Source organism: Bacillus sp. OxB-1 (genome assembly GCF_000829195.1).
GTDB lineage: Bacteria > Bacillota > Bacilli > Bacillales_A > Planococcaceae > Sporosarcina.
This window is the reverse complement of the sequence record NZ_AP013294.1, coordinates 1,374,988-1,391,775: the sequence shown is the minus strand read 5'-3', so window position 1 is coordinate 1,391,775 and position 16,788 is coordinate 1,374,988. Positions and strand designations below refer to the sequence as shown.

Annotated in this window: 13 protein-coding genes, 1 tRNA gene and 1 pseudogene; 7 read left to right on the top strand and 8 right to left on the bottom strand. The window is 48.9% G+C overall.

Annotated features, from left to right (window positions below; genetic code table 11):
• Nucleotides 1–2: 2 nt before the first annotated feature.
• On the top strand, nucleotides 3–188 hold the full coding sequence (locus tag OXB_RS07045) for an SE1832 family protein (protein WP_041073023.1): 186 nt from the start codon (nucleotides 3–5) through the stop codon (nucleotides 186–188).
• Nucleotides 189–275: 87 nt separating this feature from the next.
• Here the strand turns inward: OXB_RS07045 and OXB_RS07040 are convergent, their stop codons facing one another.
• The 3 genes from OXB_RS07040 to OXB_RS07030 form a co-directional block, all read right to left on the bottom strand.
• Complete coding sequence (locus tag OXB_RS07040) at nucleotides 276–1,736, bottom strand: phospholipase D family protein (RefSeq protein ID WP_041073021.1); 1,461 nt, start codon at nucleotides 1,734–1,736, stop codon at nucleotides 276–278.
• Between the two features lie 94 nt (nucleotides 1,737–1,830).
• Nucleotides 1,831–2,376, bottom strand: coding sequence for an RNA polymerase sigma factor (locus OXB_RS07035; protein ID WP_041073019.1), 546 nt, complete (start codon nucleotides 2,374–2,376; stop codon nucleotides 1,831–1,833).
• Nucleotides 2,377–2,518: 142 nt separating this feature from the next.
• Nucleotides 2,519–3,769, bottom strand: coding sequence for a hemolysin family protein (locus tag OXB_RS07030; protein ID WP_041073017.1), 1,251 nt, complete (start codon nucleotides 3,767–3,769; stop codon nucleotides 2,519–2,521).
• A gap of 218 nt (nucleotides 3,770–3,987) precedes the next feature.
• On the opposite strand from OXB_RS07030, the gene OXB_RS07025 reads away from it, so the two are divergent.
• Nucleotides 3,988–5,385 (top strand): dipeptidase, encoded by a 1,398-nt coding sequence (locus OXB_RS07025; protein WP_041073014.1) that lies wholly within the window; start codon nucleotides 3,988–3,990, stop codon nucleotides 5,383–5,385.
• Between the two features lie 390 nt (nucleotides 5,386–5,775).
• On the opposite strand, the gene OXB_RS07020 is transcribed toward OXB_RS07025, so the two are convergent.
• The gene (locus tag OXB_RS07020) at nucleotides 5,776–6,363 is read right to left on the bottom strand and encodes a nitroreductase family protein (protein ID WP_041073012.1); all 588 of its coding nucleotides are present in this window, start codon (nucleotides 6,361–6,363) and stop codon (nucleotides 5,776–5,778) included.
• A gap of 165 nt (nucleotides 6,364–6,528) precedes the next feature.
• Between OXB_RS07020 and OXB_RS07015 the strand changes: the two genes are divergently transcribed.
• Together OXB_RS07015 and OXB_RS07010 are read left to right on the top strand one after the other, a co-directional pair.
• A complete protein-coding gene (locus tag OXB_RS07015) occupies nucleotides 6,529–7,377 on the top strand; it encodes a DegV family protein (RefSeq protein WP_041073010.1) in 849 nt (282 codons plus the stop codon).
• 256 nt (nucleotides 7,378–7,633) lie between these two features.
• Nucleotides 7,634–8,843: pseudogene (locus OXB_RS07010) on the top strand (IS110 family transposase).
• 371 nt (nucleotides 8,844–9,214) lie between these two features.
• Here OXB_RS07010 and OXB_RS07005 read toward each other — a convergent pair.
• Complete coding sequence (locus OXB_RS07005) at nucleotides 9,215–9,700, bottom strand: amidase domain-containing protein (RefSeq protein ID WP_041073008.1); 486 nt, start codon at nucleotides 9,698–9,700, stop codon at nucleotides 9,215–9,217.
• 250 nt (nucleotides 9,701–9,950) lie between these two features.
• Between OXB_RS07005 and OXB_RS07000 the strand changes: the two genes are divergently transcribed.
• Complete coding sequence (locus tag OXB_RS07000) at nucleotides 9,951–11,168, top strand: EAL and HDOD domain-containing protein (protein ID WP_041073006.1); 1,218 nt, start codon at nucleotides 9,951–9,953, stop codon at nucleotides 11,166–11,168.
• Nucleotides 11,169–11,410: 242 nt separating this feature from the next.
• Here OXB_RS07000 and OXB_RS06990 read toward each other — a convergent pair.
• A tRNA-Ala gene (locus OXB_RS06990) sits at nucleotides 11,411–11,483 on the bottom strand.
• Between the two features lie 66 nt (nucleotides 11,484–11,549).
• On the opposite strand from OXB_RS06990, the gene OXB_RS06985 reads away from it, so the two are divergent.
• Both OXB_RS06985 and OXB_RS06980 read left to right on the top strand, forming a co-directional pair.
• Entirely contained in the window at nucleotides 11,550–12,569 is a 1,020-nt protein-coding gene (locus OXB_RS06985; RefSeq protein WP_041073002.1) for a DUF2804 domain-containing protein, read from the top strand.
• A gap of 133 nt (nucleotides 12,570–12,702) precedes the next feature.
• Nucleotides 12,703–13,173, top strand: coding sequence for a YusW family protein (locus OXB_RS06980; protein ID WP_144399656.1), 471 nt, complete (start codon nucleotides 12,703–12,705; stop codon nucleotides 13,171–13,173).
• Between the two features lie 47 nt (nucleotides 13,174–13,220).
• On the opposite strand, the gene OXB_RS06975 is transcribed toward OXB_RS06980, so the two are convergent.
• Entirely contained in the window at nucleotides 13,221–15,047 is a 1,827-nt protein-coding gene (locus OXB_RS06975; RefSeq protein WP_041072998.1) for an ABC transporter ATP-binding protein, read from the bottom strand.
• Nucleotides 15,031–16,770: an ABC transporter ATP-binding protein gene (locus OXB_RS06970; RefSeq protein WP_041072996.1), complete on the bottom strand. Its 1,740-nt coding sequence runs from the start codon at nucleotides 16,768–16,770 to the stop codon at nucleotides 15,031–15,033. The genes OXB_RS06975 and OXB_RS06970 overlap by 17 nt, the downstream gene beginning before the upstream one ends.
• Between the last annotated feature and the right edge of the window lie 18 nt (nucleotides 16,771–16,788).

Sequence of the window (16,788 nt, the reverse complement as noted above, 5' to 3'; positions counted from 1 at the left end):
TCATGAACAAAAGCCAATTGGAATCCGAAATTGCCGAATTGAAGATGGATTATGTGAATCTCCAAGGGGATATCGAGAAGCTCGAATCCACCGGGAACGACCAATCCGTCCAAAAAGCCGAAGCCCGCTTGGCAGCGATGGAAGAGAAGCTGGCCGAGTTGAATAAACAACTAGCCCAATTTTCTTGATGGATACGGGCGGGACAGGTTGCTCCGCATCCGACCACATTTAATATACAGATTGAAACGAGGCCATCCCTATCGGACAGCCTCTTTTCAATAGGTCGTCAACTTCAGCCAACTTTGCAATGAATAGATGCCCCGTTGGAGAAACGTGAATTCATTCTGATATTTTTCCATATCCACCGTATACATCGCATCCTCGTTCTCCCACAGCCTATGAAAATAGGAGTCCAGCTCTTGGGCCAATTCACTGTCATTCGGGGCAATCACCCGCAAGTTCCCCTCCAAATTATAGTTATCCAAAGTGCGTTCCGTCAGATTCGCAGAACCGTTCGTAATGTATGTTTCCTCAGTAGTCTGAATGACGACCAATTTCGTATGATATTGACCGATCACCGTGTTATACCAGCGAACTTCCAGCTTTCCATCCGTGTCTTCCACCATCTCTTGCACGACGGGACGATTCGGCAGACCGGATTTTTCATTTCCGAAAGAGTTTTCGTTCGGATCCAAAATCATCTCCACTTGCACCCCGCGATTCGCCGCTTCAACCAGCGCATTGACAAGCTGCCGTTCGGCGATGAAAAACATCCCCATCCGGATCGTATCCCCGGATTGCGTCATCTGAATATCATGAAGCAGCGTATCAAAAATCTTTTTCTCGGTAATGTATTGCACTGCATAGTCTCCGTCTGCCGGCTCTTCGACATCCCCCCTCGGCAATGAACCCCCGTTCGTATAGGCAAGAACAGCCTCCTCCGCCTCCAAAATATCATTCAAGACGGCGCCCTTCACCTTCAATGCGACATTGCCATGGAAACCGCTCGCATCATGCGGATTGCCGGAGGTGACCAAAGCCGCTTTTTCCGTGACGAACGTCTTCCGGTGATTCGCCTTCACATTCAGCAATTTCATGTAGGAGGCCAGCGTCATCTTAGGCGCCTCGCTTGCCATCGCGTTCGGAATCCACCCCTTCTTCTCGAGATCCCCCCATCGGAATAGGGTCCTGTATAATCCCGAGTAGATCGGAGTCGAATCCCGAAGTGGATCCAAGTCGGTATAGACAACTTCGATTCCGGCCTTCTCCATTTTGGTGAACCATTCCGATTCATACGAACCGTACCCCGTATTGACCGGGTCGGTGATGAACACAATTCGGACCCCCGGATGCTCTTCCTTTTTGGCGACCAGACGCTCTGTCAACGTCTGTGCAATTTTCGGAAAGTCCACGTCTTCATCATAATGATGGTCGAGAAGGAAAAAATCGAGGACAATGAATTCCTCCGCCTCCTCCACCATCTTATACACTTCTTCAAAAATCGACAGCTCATGCACCATCCCGTCCCCATCCTCGTTCTGGGCGTACGTCAGGTCCGTGAACATGTCCACGTCGTCCGTGAAATGTAAATCCCCTTCATAGGAAATTCCATCCGGCAGCGGTTTATATGTATGCCATACGATGACCCCGATATAGAGCAACCCATAGAGCAGCAACATTCCAATCAGGACCGGCTTTGCATAATTCCGAAGATGCTTCCTCTTTGTCTCTGTCATCCTTCCAACCCCGTTCTGTGTTGCCATTTGTCATTCATAGATTCCCTGACTTGGAGACTTGCAAACAAAAAACACAGCCGCAGTCGGGCTGTGTTTACGCGATGACATAGTCGCGGACTGTATTGTCTTCCATAAGGATTTCTTTCAAGTATTTTTTGGCCCGGAACAGTCTGGATTTCACAGTCCCGATAGACACTTTCATCACTTCCGCAATTTCCATTAAAGAGTATTGATAAACATAGAAGTATTCAATCGTTTTCTTGTAAATATGGTCCAGCTCGCTGATTTTCTCTTGCACCCGCACTTGGATATCGTTTCGTTCCACTAGCTCGGACGGTGTCGGTCCATCGCTTTCCACCAAGTCCAGCAGTGGCACATCAAGTGTTTCAGGTTGGTTCATCACATGTTTGCTGCGTCTGACGTCTTTCCGGTATCGGTCGCGGAACGTGTTCATGCAAATTGTCGTCAACCAAGCTTTCATATGGTCGACATCCGCCATCCGTCCACTGTAGCGGACGACTTTCACCCAGACATCCTGCATCAGATCTTCGGCTTCCTCTTTGTTGCGGGTCAGTTTCAAGCATAGGTGGTATATGTATCGTCCGTATTCTTCATAGAGTTCGTTCAGATTCTGGTTCATATTGCAGCGCCTCCGTATTCTTACTGTTGATACCATTATCGGCAATACGGAGATTACAAACCATCGGAATCTCTTTCAGTTGGCTTACAAACTTGTAAGCATGTTGAAAAATATGTGAACAGAGCAATGGATACACCTATTTTCAGGTGGCCGGCGTCTCATTATCCTCTTCCTTGATTGTGATCTTCATTCGCAAAATTCGGCTCCGATCCATCTCTTCAATTTCAAAGCGCAGATTTTCATACGTAAAGCGTTCCCCCGGCTCGGGAAGATGGCCGAGCTCTTGCAGGACAAATCCGCCCAAAGTTTCATTATCGGTAGGCAGTTCAATATCCATCAGTTCCATCGCATCGACGATTTCCAGCCGCCCGTGGCAGATGAGCATCGTGTCCGTCTTTTCATAGACCAGCTCTTCCTCTTCCTGGTCCGTCTCATCCTCGATGTCTTGTCCGATCATTTCCTCGATGATATCCTCTTGCGTCACGATGCCGAGCGTCCCGCCATACTCGTCCAACACGATCGCCATATGCTTTTTCTTCGAGAGCATCAACTTGAAAACACGTTCGACACTGGAAGATTGGACGACATAAAGCGGATCTCGGTCGATCAGTTCCCCTAGCTTCCGGTCCGGCTCCAATGACCAGCTAATAATCATTTTAGAATAAAAGACCCCGACAATCGCATCCATGCTTTCCTCATACACGGGATAGCGGGTATATGAATGTTCCAAGATCGTATCCCGCACTTCCTCGTAAGTGGAGTCAATCGACAGGCCGACGATATCCGTCCGATGTGTCTCCAATACGTCTGACACGTCTTTCTCCGGGAAATCGAGCACCCCTTTCAAGCGAAGGGATTCATCTTGTTCGAACGTCCCTTCGATGGAAGCGATATCCACTAACGAACGAAGATCCTCTTTTGTCAACGTCGCCTCCGTCACTGTACCTTTCGAAATGATGCGGATGAAAAGATTGGTGAACATGGACAGCAAGGCGGTGATCGGAGTCATGACTTTAACGATAAGACTGATGGTCGGCGCCACGACATACGCGACACGATCCGCAAACGTCGCGGCGATGGTCTTTGGCAACACCTCTCCGAAAACGATCAAAATGACAGTCAGCACCCCGGTCCATATTCCAACATTGGCCCCTTTGTCGATGGCAATCATCGTGACGATAGTCGGCATCATAATATTGGCAATATTATTCCCGATCAAAATCGCAGTGATCATGCGATCCGGTTTTGAAATGAGTCGTTGCAGACGGATCGCTTGCTTGTCCCCCTGATCCGCCCGGAACTGGACTTTCATTCGATTTACAGCGGTTAGGGCCGTTTCACTTCCCGACAGGAAAAACGACAAGAATAAAAAGAATCCGAGCGCGATAAACAAAGGCAGTCCCTCCAGGATAAGTTCGAATTGAGTTTGTACTTCATCAAATAAGCCTATGTACAATAGTTCCATCAGAGACTTTGCACGTCGGCTAACTGATGTTGGAACTTTCGAATATCATACCATACCAACCTCGTCAAGTCTGTCCTCCTCACTTAACTTCTTTCCTTCTGCTATACTGTTTCCAAACATGAAAATTTGTGAAATGAGGGATTGAAGTGAATCATATCAATGGGTTGGACGTTTATTTCAATGAAAATCGGGATGCGCATCTGGAACAGTTGAAGGAATTTCTCCGCATCCCCAGCATCAGTTCGCTCTCGGAACATAAGGAGGATATGCGGAAGGCGGCCGAGTGGTTAGTCGGTTCGTTCAAACAGGCGGGGCTTGAAAATGTGTCCATCGATGAAACCGAAGGGCATCCCGTCGTGTACGGCGATTGGCTGCATGCGGAAGGAAAACCGACCATTCTTGTGTATGGACATTACGATGTGCAGCCGGTCGATCCGTTGAATTTATGGGAGAGTCAACCATTCGAGCCCGAAATCCGCGACGATAAAATTTATGCACGAGGCGCCAGTGATGATAAAGGGCAGGTATTCATGCATGTAAAAGTCGTCGAGGCGTTAATGGCGAAAAATGGTGAACTGCCCGTCAATGTGAAATTCATCATCGAAGGCGAAGAAGAAGTGGGCAGTCCCAACCTCGAGGCGTATATCGAAGCGAACAAGGAAAAACTGGCAGCTGACGTCATCGTCATTTCGGATACCGGCCTGGCGGGACCGGGACAACCGGCCGTCTGCTATGGATTGCGCGGGTTGGCCGGTGTGCAGATCGATGTCCGGGGTGCCAAAGGCGATCTTCATTCCGGATTGTATGGAGGGGGCATCCAAAACCCGATCCATGCGTTGGCTGCCATCGTCGCCTCGTTCCACGATCAGGAAGGTACGATTACGGTGGATGGATTTTATGACAATGTCCGGCCGTTGACGGACGAGGAACGGGCGGCGTATGCGGCGTTGGACTTCGATGAAGAGGCGTTAAAACAGGAAGTCGGCGTCACCGAGTTATTCGGGGAAACAGGGTTCAGCCATCTGGAACGGACGTGGGCACGGCCGACACTCGAAGCGAACGGCATCTTCGGCGGCTTTTCCGGAGAAGGCATCAAAACCGTCTTGCCCGCAGAAGCCGGAGTGAAAATCACATGCCGCCTCGTACCGGACCAAGACCCGGAAGAAATTGTCGAGAAGCTGAAAGCCCATATCGAAAAACATAGACCGGCGGGCGTCTCGGTGACAGTGAGCGAATTCGACAAAGGAAAACCGTTCATCACGCCGTTCGACCACCCTGCTATCCAAGCGGCCGACCGTTCCTATGAAAAGGTATACCACGTGCCGACCGCCTACACACGCGGAGGCGGCTCGATTCCGATTGTCGCCGCATTTGATGAACTCCTGCAAGTCCCTGTCGTCCTAATGGGATTCGGACTGGACACGGAAAACTTCCACGCGCCAAACGAACACTTCCATTTGGAGAACTTCGACAAAGGATTGCGCGTCATCGGAGACTATTACTATGAAATTGCAGATTTGACGGGCGAGGAATTGAAGAAATAAATTCCCTAGGGCGGCTGGCAACCATGTGGTGAAAGATGCCCCCAGGGTGCCAGGTACAGACACCATTCGTGGTCTATGCGAATTGTGGCTGTACTTGGCACCGCCTATAGAGGTATCGACGCTGGCACGCAGTTCTCTGCACTTCCGAATAGTTATCGGCACACCACACAGTTATCGGCGCGCAACCCGGCGTTATAAGCGCGAGACAGGAACTTATGAGCGCGGCCGAAGGAATTATGAGCGAGTAACTCTAAGGTATAAGCGGGAGAACGAAGGTAATCGGCGCGGACGCGGAAGTATGAGCGCTTCCCCGCGACCTGCCAAGGAATACACAAAAGGGGCTGTCACAGGTAGTCAGTTTTCACTGATTTCCCGGACGGCCCCTTGTTTTCATTCTTCTTCGTTAGTACTTCCGTAATATGTGACGATTTCCTCGAGCGGTTTGCGGGGACGGGCTTTCGGGATTTCATCGTAGTAGCCGAATTGCAGCATGCTGATGATCCGCTCGCCCGGCTGGACGCCCAGGTCTTCGCGGAATTTCGGATTATCCAGGAAAGCCGGTGTTTTCCAACAGGTCCCGATTCCCCGATCCCATGACAAAAGTTGGATGTTCTGGATACATGTACTGGCTGCTGCAAAATCTTCGAGGCGCTCTTTCTGCCGGGCATCCTCAGGTACGATGACGATGGCTACCGCACCGGCGCCGGTGAAATTTTTCATCTGCCTTTCGAGGTTTTCGGGAGTTAGCTCTTTCCAGTTCGGGACGCCATATTCACGCAACACTTCCAAAAAATTCGTGTATTGTTTTCCTGACGCTACGACAAAGCGCCATGGATTACGGTTTCCGTGGTTGGGTGCCCAAACTGCATCCTCCAGAATTGCTTCAATATCTTCTTGGTCCACCGGCTGTCCGTTGAAGTTTTTAATCGAACGTCTTGTCCGGATGGCCTCTCTGATAGACAATGTTTGCTGATTCATGCCTCATGACCCCTTTTCATATACTCCCTCCAGTATACCGCACTTTTCCTTGTCGTACACCTTGGCAGAATACGGCCCCTTCTCCCTCGTATCTACTGAACGTCTGATTACTTTTCATGGTATAGTAATATAGAAGCCAATTAGACAAAGAAGGATGATCCGATTATGAAAAAGAAACCGCTTGCCTGGATCGTGGATAGCACTGCCTATGTTCCTGAGTATCTTCGGCAACATCCTGATTTCTTTACAGTTCCGTTGACAATACATTTCGGGGAAAAGCAATATATTGACGGAATTGACTTGACTCCTGAACAACTGTATGCACAAATCAAAGACGCCGAGGAGTTTCCAAAAACTTCCCAGCCGTCCGCCGGGGAATTTGCGGAACGTTTTCGGAAAATTGCTGAAGGATATGAACAGGCGATTGCGGTGCATGTCTCCGGCAAACTAAGCGGGACGCTCGCCTCTTCGACGGCAGGAGCGGAATTGGCGGGGTTCCCAATCACCTTCATCGATTCCCTCTCCCTGTCGTACGGCATTACAGGGTTGATTGAAAAAGGGATGGAGCTGCATGAAAATGGGGCGACGATTCCGGAAATCAAAAGCCGACTCGAGAAAATGGCGGGGACCGTTCAGAACTTCATCCTGATCGGCCAGCTCGAACAACTTTACAAAGGCGGCCGGATGAGCGGCGTCCAGTTTTTCCTCGGCAGTTTGCTGAAAGTGAAACCGATTGTCCAGATTTCCAGTAAAGGGGAATTGGAAGCGATCGAAAAGGTCCGTTCCGAGAAAAAAGCCCTTCAATATTTGGTCGATCGCGTGGTGGAAAGCCATACTCCCCGCCGGAAGAAAATCCATCTTATGCAAGGGAATGTGCAGGAGCAGGCCATGCACTTAAAACATATGATTGCCGAGCAAGTTCCCGGACTAGAAGTGGAAATCGGCGATATCAGCTCGACACTCGCTGTCCATGCCGGTGAAGGCACATTGGCTGTACTGTGGTTTGATGAATAAATTAAAAAAAACATACTAACATTAGTAGTACAAACCAAGGCCATGGTTTGTGCTACTATTTTTTTATAGTAGAAGTGGAGGAAAGCCGAACAGCCTCGTGGATCAACAAAGAATCCGTATTAAAAACCGGCCCACTTCACACCCTTATTTGAATCAGATTAGTATGTTGGGTCCTTCGAGATCGTGTATAAGAAAATAGAATCGATAAGGCACTGTGAAGACTTCTATGATTGGCTATAAAGGAGAACAGTTTATGATTAAACATGTCGTGGCATTTGATGTCAGTATGGGAAAAAGTACGATGGTTATTTACAATCGTCATCGTCAATGTGAATTTGAGGGAGAGATCCTACATAATCGTCCATCTTTTGAAAAGCTCCACAATACCTTACAAGAACTGAAAGCACAGGATGGGCAAACACCTGAAATTGTCTTCGAAGCAACAGGCGTCTATTCAAAAGGGTTAGAAAGATTTCTTCAAGATTATCAGTACGCCTACTGCTGTCTAAATCCCATTCAAGCAAATGAAGAAACCAAGACAATGAGACGACAAAAAACAGATAAAGCGGATGCCCATGGATTAGCCCGGACACATTTCCGTAACGAACGTGTTCATACCTACGTGGAAGATGATTATTATGGACAAATGCGAGCATGGTCACGTTATTATGCCGAGCTGGATGCAGAACTAAACCATTTACATAATCGAATGCATGCGATATTACAACTAAGTTTTCCTGAACTGGGAACCCTGTTCTCCACACGTTCTGCGCTCTTTTTAAATATTGTCCAGTTATATCCGCATCCCGAAGAAGTACTTGACCATTCGAGAACGGTCATTCGTAATCGTTTGAAGCAAAATACTAAAAAGAACCTGTCACTACAGCGAGCGGAAGCAAAAGGACAATGTCTATTGGAGGCAGCTAGGCTTTCCTATCCAGCCATCTCAAGAAACGATATTCGATGTGAGCAGGTACGCGACTATGCCCGTAGAATTAGTGATTTAAAGGAAAAGAAAGAGCAGCTCATCAAACAAATGGTCACCCAAAGTGGAATATCAAGTACTAATGTCCTTTCCAGGAATAGGCGAAACAACAGCTGTTCGAATTATCGGGGAGTTAGGGGACATCCGCCGTTTTAAAACCCACAAGCAATTAAATGCGTATGTCGGTATTGATTTGCGTGTCTATCAATCCGGGAAACATCAAATGAAAGATATTATCAATCGACGAGGAAATCGTCATTTACGAAAAATCTTGTTTTTTATGGTGAAGACCATGATTACGTTACGGAAAAAAATCAAGAACCATCTTGTGGAGTATTATGACAAATTAAAAACGCAACCTCAGGGAAAGCCCCATAAAGTTGCGTGTATCGCGTGTATGAATAAGTTCTTGAAGTTAGCCTTTCACCTGATCACACACGGAAAAACCTATGATTACGAAGTAGCGACCAACTACTCATAATCCATTAAATTCACTATATCATAAATGACCTTGCGAAAAAATGAAAAATCGTTAGGTCTTTTTGGCATGCTTATTCTCTGTTCGGGAGGGGGTGCACCCCCTCCCGAACAGAGAATGTATCCCACCAAACAAATTATTTCTTAAAAAGCTATTGACTGGAGGTAAGAAGGGGCTGTCCGAAAAGTCCAGGCACAGAGTTGGATACCAGCAAAAAGCAAGGGCGCCGGGAGACTCCTGCGGGAAAGCCGGCCGACGAGACCCCGCACGGCTGTAAGCCGGAGGAGGCTCGTCGGCTGGCCCGCGGAAAGCGACCAGAGCCCTTGCTTTTTGCGGGTTTAACCGGAGAATCCACTTTCTGGACAGCCCCTTTTTCACGAAAATTGGTCATTAATTTTAAAGAAGATGTATTTCGCATTCGGTGAGTAGGCGTAGGAGTCCTTGTAATCCCAATGACGTTGCCGGACGTCATAGGTATGCGCGTTGACGAGCGGAGTGGCCCCGTCTTTCGCTGTGACTATCGTGGAATGGTCGAACCGGCCGTCCCCTTGGAAATCATAAGCTATGACATCGCCCAAGTCGAGTTCTTCAGCGGACGATACTTGCCTTGCCGTCAAGCCTTTTTTCGTCCCCGCCAAATACCAGCGCAGCGAATGGGCCACCGACCAACTGAAACTCCAAGTGCCTCCCTGGATCCACCAGCCGCGTTCCCGGTTCGGATAGCCGTGCATCGGCGCCCCGCCGGCGAGCAAGCATTGGGAAATATAATTTGTGCAATCTACGTCGAACGCGGGATAAGCCGGGTTGCGGCCATCCCACCAGCGATTGGCATAGTCCACTGCCGCTTGTCGATTATACATTATACCTCACCCCCCTCCCCAATCTTATGAAGAAAAGGGAAAGAGCATTCCTTCGCCTGTCTTGTCTCCAAAAGCTACTCGAGAATTCAATCCACCGATTAAATAAAAAAGGGTATAGGCAAATAGTGTCGAAATACTTGATATGTAAATTGTATTACTTGAACAATCTCTTAGGATGCATCATCCCAAGCACAGGATTAACTAAAACTTATTTGAAAACTAGCTTATATTTCATAAAGAAGGTGTCATTATGGAGGTTTTTGTCGGAAGACAACCCATTTTCACTAGAAACCAAGAAGTTTTTGCATACGAACTGCTATACCGCAACAGTCATATCAATTTTTATCCCGAAATTAATGGTGACCAAGCGACGGCAGACATTTTGATAAACAGCTACCTGAATATTGGGATTGCAGAACTTTCCAATGGCAAACCTTGTTTTATCAATTTCACGGAAAAGCTGCTTCGTCTTAGGACTCCCACTTTCTTTCGGCCGTCTCAAATTGTGGTTGAAATTCTGGAATCTATTGAGATAACGAAAGAATTAGTGGATATATGCATAGACCTTAAACAATCGGGTTATCAAATCGCATTGGACGATTTTGTTATAAATACAGCTAATCCTTATACTTATGCGTTAATTGAGCAAGCGGATTTCATTAAAATTGATTTTCAGGGAACTTCTGAAGAAGCAAGAAAGAAAACAGAGCTGCTTGTCCAAAAGCATAAGAAAAAAATGCTTGCCGAAAAAATCGAAACTATAAAGGATTTCAATGAAGCCGTTGAAAGTGGTTACACCTATTTTCAAGGTTTCTTTTTCTCAAAGCCGGTCATCGTCTCCGCACGGAAAATTCCCGAGTCATTCCATATCTATCCTAGAATTATTAATCATTTATCTCAAAGCGAACCAAATATAGATGACATCACAAAAATCATTGAACAGGATTTATCTTTGTCTTATAAGCTGCTTAAACTTATTAACACGGCGGGGTATCGACAAAAAAAGAAGATAAACTCCATCCGTCAGGCTATTGTTCTACTTGGACTGGATGAGCTTCGGAAATGGATTTATGTACTTTCCATGAGGGAAAGCGTTATTGCGGATAATGATCGGTTTAATGAAATTATTCGGATGAGCCTAATCAGGGCAAGAATGTGCGAACAGATTGCTATCCAGAGGAAAATACCCCAAGCATCCGCATTTTTTATCACTGGCATGTTTTCCCTGATGGATGCGTTATTGGGGAAGGAAATGGATGAAGTATTACATATTTTGCCGCTGCAAGAAGATATCTCCGACGCACTCAGAGGTACTTCGAATGCGCTGCGGGATGCACTTGAACTGTCTATTTCGGTTGAAAAAGGGGATTGGGAAACGATGAAAAGCGGCTGTGCCCTATTCGGGATCTCCGATGAGAAAGTGTTTCAGTACTATCATGGGGCGTTGAAGTGGACAGCTTCTTTGTGATAACAGATAAGGGGAAGTCCGATAATTGGACTTTCCTTGTCTTTAGCGAAAAAGCCCTTCCTTTGATGAAGGGAATGCCCCTTGACCGCCTTTATGATGCAATCAATCTGCATTACATGGACTTCAAACGATTTCTTAAAAACAAAAACGGTTTTTGCCCGCTCTGCTTTAACACAGCATGTATCCCTGTTAGTATGTATAAAAAACCCTTTCAAACGTTAATTTGAAAGGGTTTTTTAAGATGGAGCATACCGGGTTCGAACCGGTGACCTTCACACTGCCAGCGTGACACTCTCCCAGCTGAGCTAATGCCCCGTACATTTGGTATAATGCAATTATAGCATAAGATTTCAAAAAGACAATAGGTAGGGGGTTGGCTAGATGCAGCATGCTGAAAGGGAAATTATTGCACCCGTTCCGCTTTGTGACGACAAGGGGCGTTTGAATCCCGAAGCGATTGGATATGCCCGGCGTCCATTCATCCAGAGTAATTTAAAAGGCCATTTCATGCGGAAAAAGAAGTGGAACTACTGGTGCGTGTATGGGGAGGATCTTTTATTTTCCGCGACGATCAGCCACCTCGATTATGCGGCTGCCTGTTTTGTTTATATATTGGATTATGAGACGCAGCGGTTTTATGAGAAGATGGTCACCATCCCCATCGGGCGGAAAGTGAAAATGCCGGAAGGGGTACTCGACAGCGTAAAAGTGACGACGGACAGCTTGTCGATACAGCTCGTTCACATCCAAGGGGAGACCCATCTTTCCGTCACCATCCCCGACTTTGATAATGAAGTGCTCCACGCCGATCTTCATATCACCCATCCGGAGGGGGATGATTCGCTGAACGTCGTCATTCCGAAAAGCCGGGACCTCTTTCAATTCACTGCCAAGCATCATACTCTACCGACGGGCGGGTTTGTCAAAATCGGCGACAGGCGGTATGATTTCAATCCGGCCTACAGCTTTGCCGTCCTCGATTATGGACGCGGCGTTTGGCCCCGGGAGGCTGAGTGGAATTGGGCGATGGCTTCCCAACGGTCTGGAGGACGCCGGATCGGGTTGAATTTCGGAGGGAAATGGACGGACGGCACCGGCTTGACGGAAAATGCCGTGTTCATCGACGGTATGATGACGAAAATCCACGAAGACGTCATTTTCACCTATGATCCCGGAAACTTCATGAGCCCATGGAAAATCCAGACGAAGTTCACAGATCGCGTCCAACTGACTTTCACCCCTTTTTTCGAACGCGTCGCCCAGACGAATATCCGCCTCATCCGGACCGAGGTGCATCAGTTGGTCGGATATTTCAACGGACGCGTTAAACTATACGACGGCTCCATCCTGCCGATCCGGCAAATGCTCGGCTGCACGGAAGAGCATATCGCCAAATGGTGAAACGGACCTCATAGCCATTTTCCCTCAACACCGGCTCCCGATAGCCGGTGTTTTCATTTATCCGCTTTCTGTTTAAATTTTCCGTCGAGAGGTAAAGTTATATATAGATGAAAATTGGAAAGGTCGTGTAAGTGTGCGTAAATTTATGATAGCAAGTTTACTTTTATTGGCAGCTGTCTTCGTCATGACCGGATGCGGAAACTTCGGGGAAAATGCGGATAAGGCACAGCGGGAAGACGCAGATATCATTCATGAGCGTGAAAAAGAAGGAGGCACGATGGAAACCGGGGATGGGTATGGTTTCACCCATTTCGATCTGGACATCGAAGTCGATGGCCAAGACGCCATTGAAGCGGATTACGAAGTCGATAAAGAGCTCGATGTCGAATACAAAAACACGTTGACCGGTGTGAACGCAACAGGCAAGGAAGCAATGGATGAGCTCGATAAGCTCTTCAAAGCCCTTCTTCTTCGCAACAATATGACAAAAGAAGAGTACAAGGAACGCATTTTAACTTATTACGAATTAGACACCTACTCCAAGTTCGACTTGGAAATCAATTTCGATGACGGGACCAATTTGAATATCGAAGACGTGAAATAACAAAAAGGCTATGAGGATCCCCCTCCCCATAGCCTTTTTTCATGCCTTCAGACTTCCGAACCTTTCACTAACTGATAGTAAGCGCCTTTGCGTTCCATCAATTCCTCCTGGGTGCCAGATTCGATCAATCGTCCTTGCTCCATGACGAACACCTTATCCGCTTTCCGCACGGTGTTCAATCGATGGGCGATGACGAAGCTCGTCCTGCCTTCCATCAGTCGTTCGAGCGCTTCCTGGATCGCCAGTTCCGTCACCGTGTCAATGCTGCTTGTCGCTTCATCCAATAGCAGAATGACGGGATCGGCGACGAGTGCCCGAGCAATGGACAGTAGTTGCTTCTGGCCTTGTGATATCTCCCCCCCGTCCGCGGACAGGACGGTATCATATCCTTGTTCCAGCTTCATGATGAATGAATGGGCATTGGCTCGTTTCGCAGCTTCGATCACTTCCCCGTCGGTCGCATCCAATTTGCCGTACCGGATATTCTCCCGGACGGTCGCTTCGAAGAGAAATGGATCTTGGAGGACAAACGCTATCTGGCTTCGGAGCGTTCGCCTTGGCAATTCGGAGATCGGAATTCCGTCGATCAAGATCTGCCCTTCATTTGCATCATAAAAACGGGCCAGCAATTGCATGATCGTCGTTTTCCCCGCGCCCGTTGCCCCCACCAATGCCGCTGCCTCACCTGGATTGACGTGGAATGAAATCTCGTCGACCGTATAGCCATCCGTCTCCACCGCATATCCGAATGACACGTCTTGGAATGCCACGTCTCCCTTGAGCGGTCGATCCGCATCATCCGTTGCACTGTCTTGCTCCACCGGCTCCTCCATGATGGCGAAGACCCGTTCTGCACCTGCAATGGCGGACAGCACCGTATTGAATTGATTGGCCAGATCATTCAAGGGACGTGTGAATTGGCGGGCCAACTCCGAGAAGATGACGATGGTTCCGATCGTCACGACGCCATCCCCTTTCAACGCCAACAGCCCGCCGACGCCTGCCACAATCGCGAATGCGGCATTGTTCAGCATATTCATCACTTTTGGAATGAACCCCGAGTACGTCGATGCCCAAAAACCGGCCCGGCGCAGATGCTCGCTTCTCATCGCAAACTCGTCCTTCACCCGGGATTCCTGGGAGAACGCCTTGACGATCCGCTGACCGGAAATCGTCTCCTCAATCATACCGTTCAACTCCCCTAGCGCACGTTGCTGCTCCTTGAAGAGAAGCCCAGTCCGGCGCGTGATCCAGCGGACTGCCATGAACATGATCGGGATGATGATCATCGTCAGAACGGTCAGCAACGGACTGAGGTACAACATGACCGCAAGCGTCCCCGTCAATGTCAGGACACTCGAAAACACTTGGATGAATGAGGAGTTCAACGTTTGGCTGACGTTTTCAATGTCATTCGTCACCCGGCTCATCAACTCACCATGCTGCCGTTTATCGAAAAAACTGACCGGCAGTTTTTGCAAATGTGCGAACAATCCCGACCTTAATCGTAAAACGGTCCGTTGGGCAATGCCGACCATCCAGAAGTTCTGGAAATAAAGCGCTAGCGACAGAACAAGGTAAATGGCAATCAGCCAACCGAGCTTGCTGGCCAATCCATCAAAGTCCATCGGAATGATATGGTGATCGAGTATCTTCCCGACCATCAATGGACCAAGCAAAGTGAGGACCGAACTTACAAAAACGAGGCCGAGCACGAGGAGTAATAAGCTGCGCTGCTCATCAACCAGCTTCCAGAGCCGGAACAGGACCGACTTCCAATCACCCGCCCGCTCCTTCTTCTTCTTTTTCGCCCCTCGGATCGCTTCTTTCGTAAGGATCGGTTCATAGCCGAACGGTTTACGTATGCTCGACATCATCGATCACCTCCCCTTCCGCTTGGGACTGCGCAATTGCCCGATAGAGCGCGGAACGGTCCAACAGATCCTCATGCGCACCGTAGCCGACGACCCGGCCCTCATCCAATAGGAGGATCCGATCCGCCCCTTGCGCTGTCCGGATCTTTTGCGTGACGACGAGCATCGTCGCCTCCTCGTCTTGCAATGCTTCCCATAGAGCAGCTTCCGTCTTCACATCCAATGCACTCGTGCTGTCATCCAAAATGAGGATGGACGGTTTCCGCACAAGAGCCCGGGCAATCGACAACCGCTGTTTTTGCCCGCCGGATAAATTAACCCCTTTTTGCCCGACCCGTGTTTCGTACTTCTGCGGAAAATGGTCGATGGACTCGTGGATCTGCGCTTTTTTCGCAGCTTCCACCAATTCATCGGACTCCGCTTCATTGTCACCCCATGCCAAGTTCTCCATGATGGAACCGGTGAACAGGACAGATTGCTGCGGCACGAGCCCGATCGTTTCCCGCAGCTCATGTAATGGCCACTCCCGGATATCCACTCCTCCGACCTGGATCGCCCCGTCCGTCACTTCGAAAAAACGGGGGATCAGATTGAGCAGGGTTGATTTCCCGGAACCTGTCGCACCCATGATCGCAAGCTTTTCCCCGGCTGATACATGGAATGTGACATCTTTCAGCACAGCCTCTGCCCTTCCCGGATAGTGGAAAGAGACATTCTGAAACCGTAGATCGCCGGCCGAAACGGACAAGCTGGAACTCTCCGCCTGCTGGTCTTCCAAGGCTCCGTCGGCCAATAGCACTTCCGCCATCCGCTCCGAAGAGGCTTTCGCACGGGAGAACAAGATGATGAGAAATGAAAACATCGAGAATGCGCCAGTAATCCGCATCGCGTAGTTGACGATCGCCACAAGCTCCCCGACTTGTGCGCCCCCTTCCCGGATTTCCACTGCCCCGAACCAGAGGACCGCCAGCAAGCTGGCATTCATGATGAAAAGCAGGACCGGCAGGATCAGTTCCATCATCCGCATCGCACGGACGGTGTCGCCCCGCAGAGAATCCGCGACTTTATCAAATCGCCCCGCTTCGTAAGTCCCCCGCAAATACGCCTTGATGAGCCGGACCGCTTGCAAGTTCTCCTGGATGACCCGGTTCACCCGGTCCAACCGCTTCTGGACACGCGCAAAGAGTACGACACCCTTTTTTGTCATGACATATAAGAAGATGGCAAGGAATGGTGTGCCCGCCAGCAAGAATAAGGCAAGTTTCACATTGACGATGAACGCCATGAGCAAGCTGCCGAAGACCATAAGCGGCGCGCGCAGCATGATGCGCAACCCCATGAACAACACGTTCTGCACCATCGTCACATCACTCGTCAACCGGGTGATAAGGCCGGACGCCGGAAACCGTAAAAAGGTGGCCATCGTGAATGCCTGCACCTTGCCGAATAATGCCTGCCGTAGATCGAATGCAAAACTTTGCGCCGCATGTGCTGCGAAGAATGAGTTGACAGCCCCGCTGAGGAAGGCGGTCAACGCGAGTGCCAGCATGACGCTTCCCCACGTCCACACAACCGCCGCGTCCCCCGCGATGATCCCTTCATCAATGATTTTTGCAATGAGCAACGGCTGGACCAGTTCCACCCCAAGCTCCACCAACGTCAATATCAGCGCAATGGCAATGAGCCATTTATATGGTTTGGCATATGAAAATACCGTCCTCATGTCCAAGCCACCCCCAAA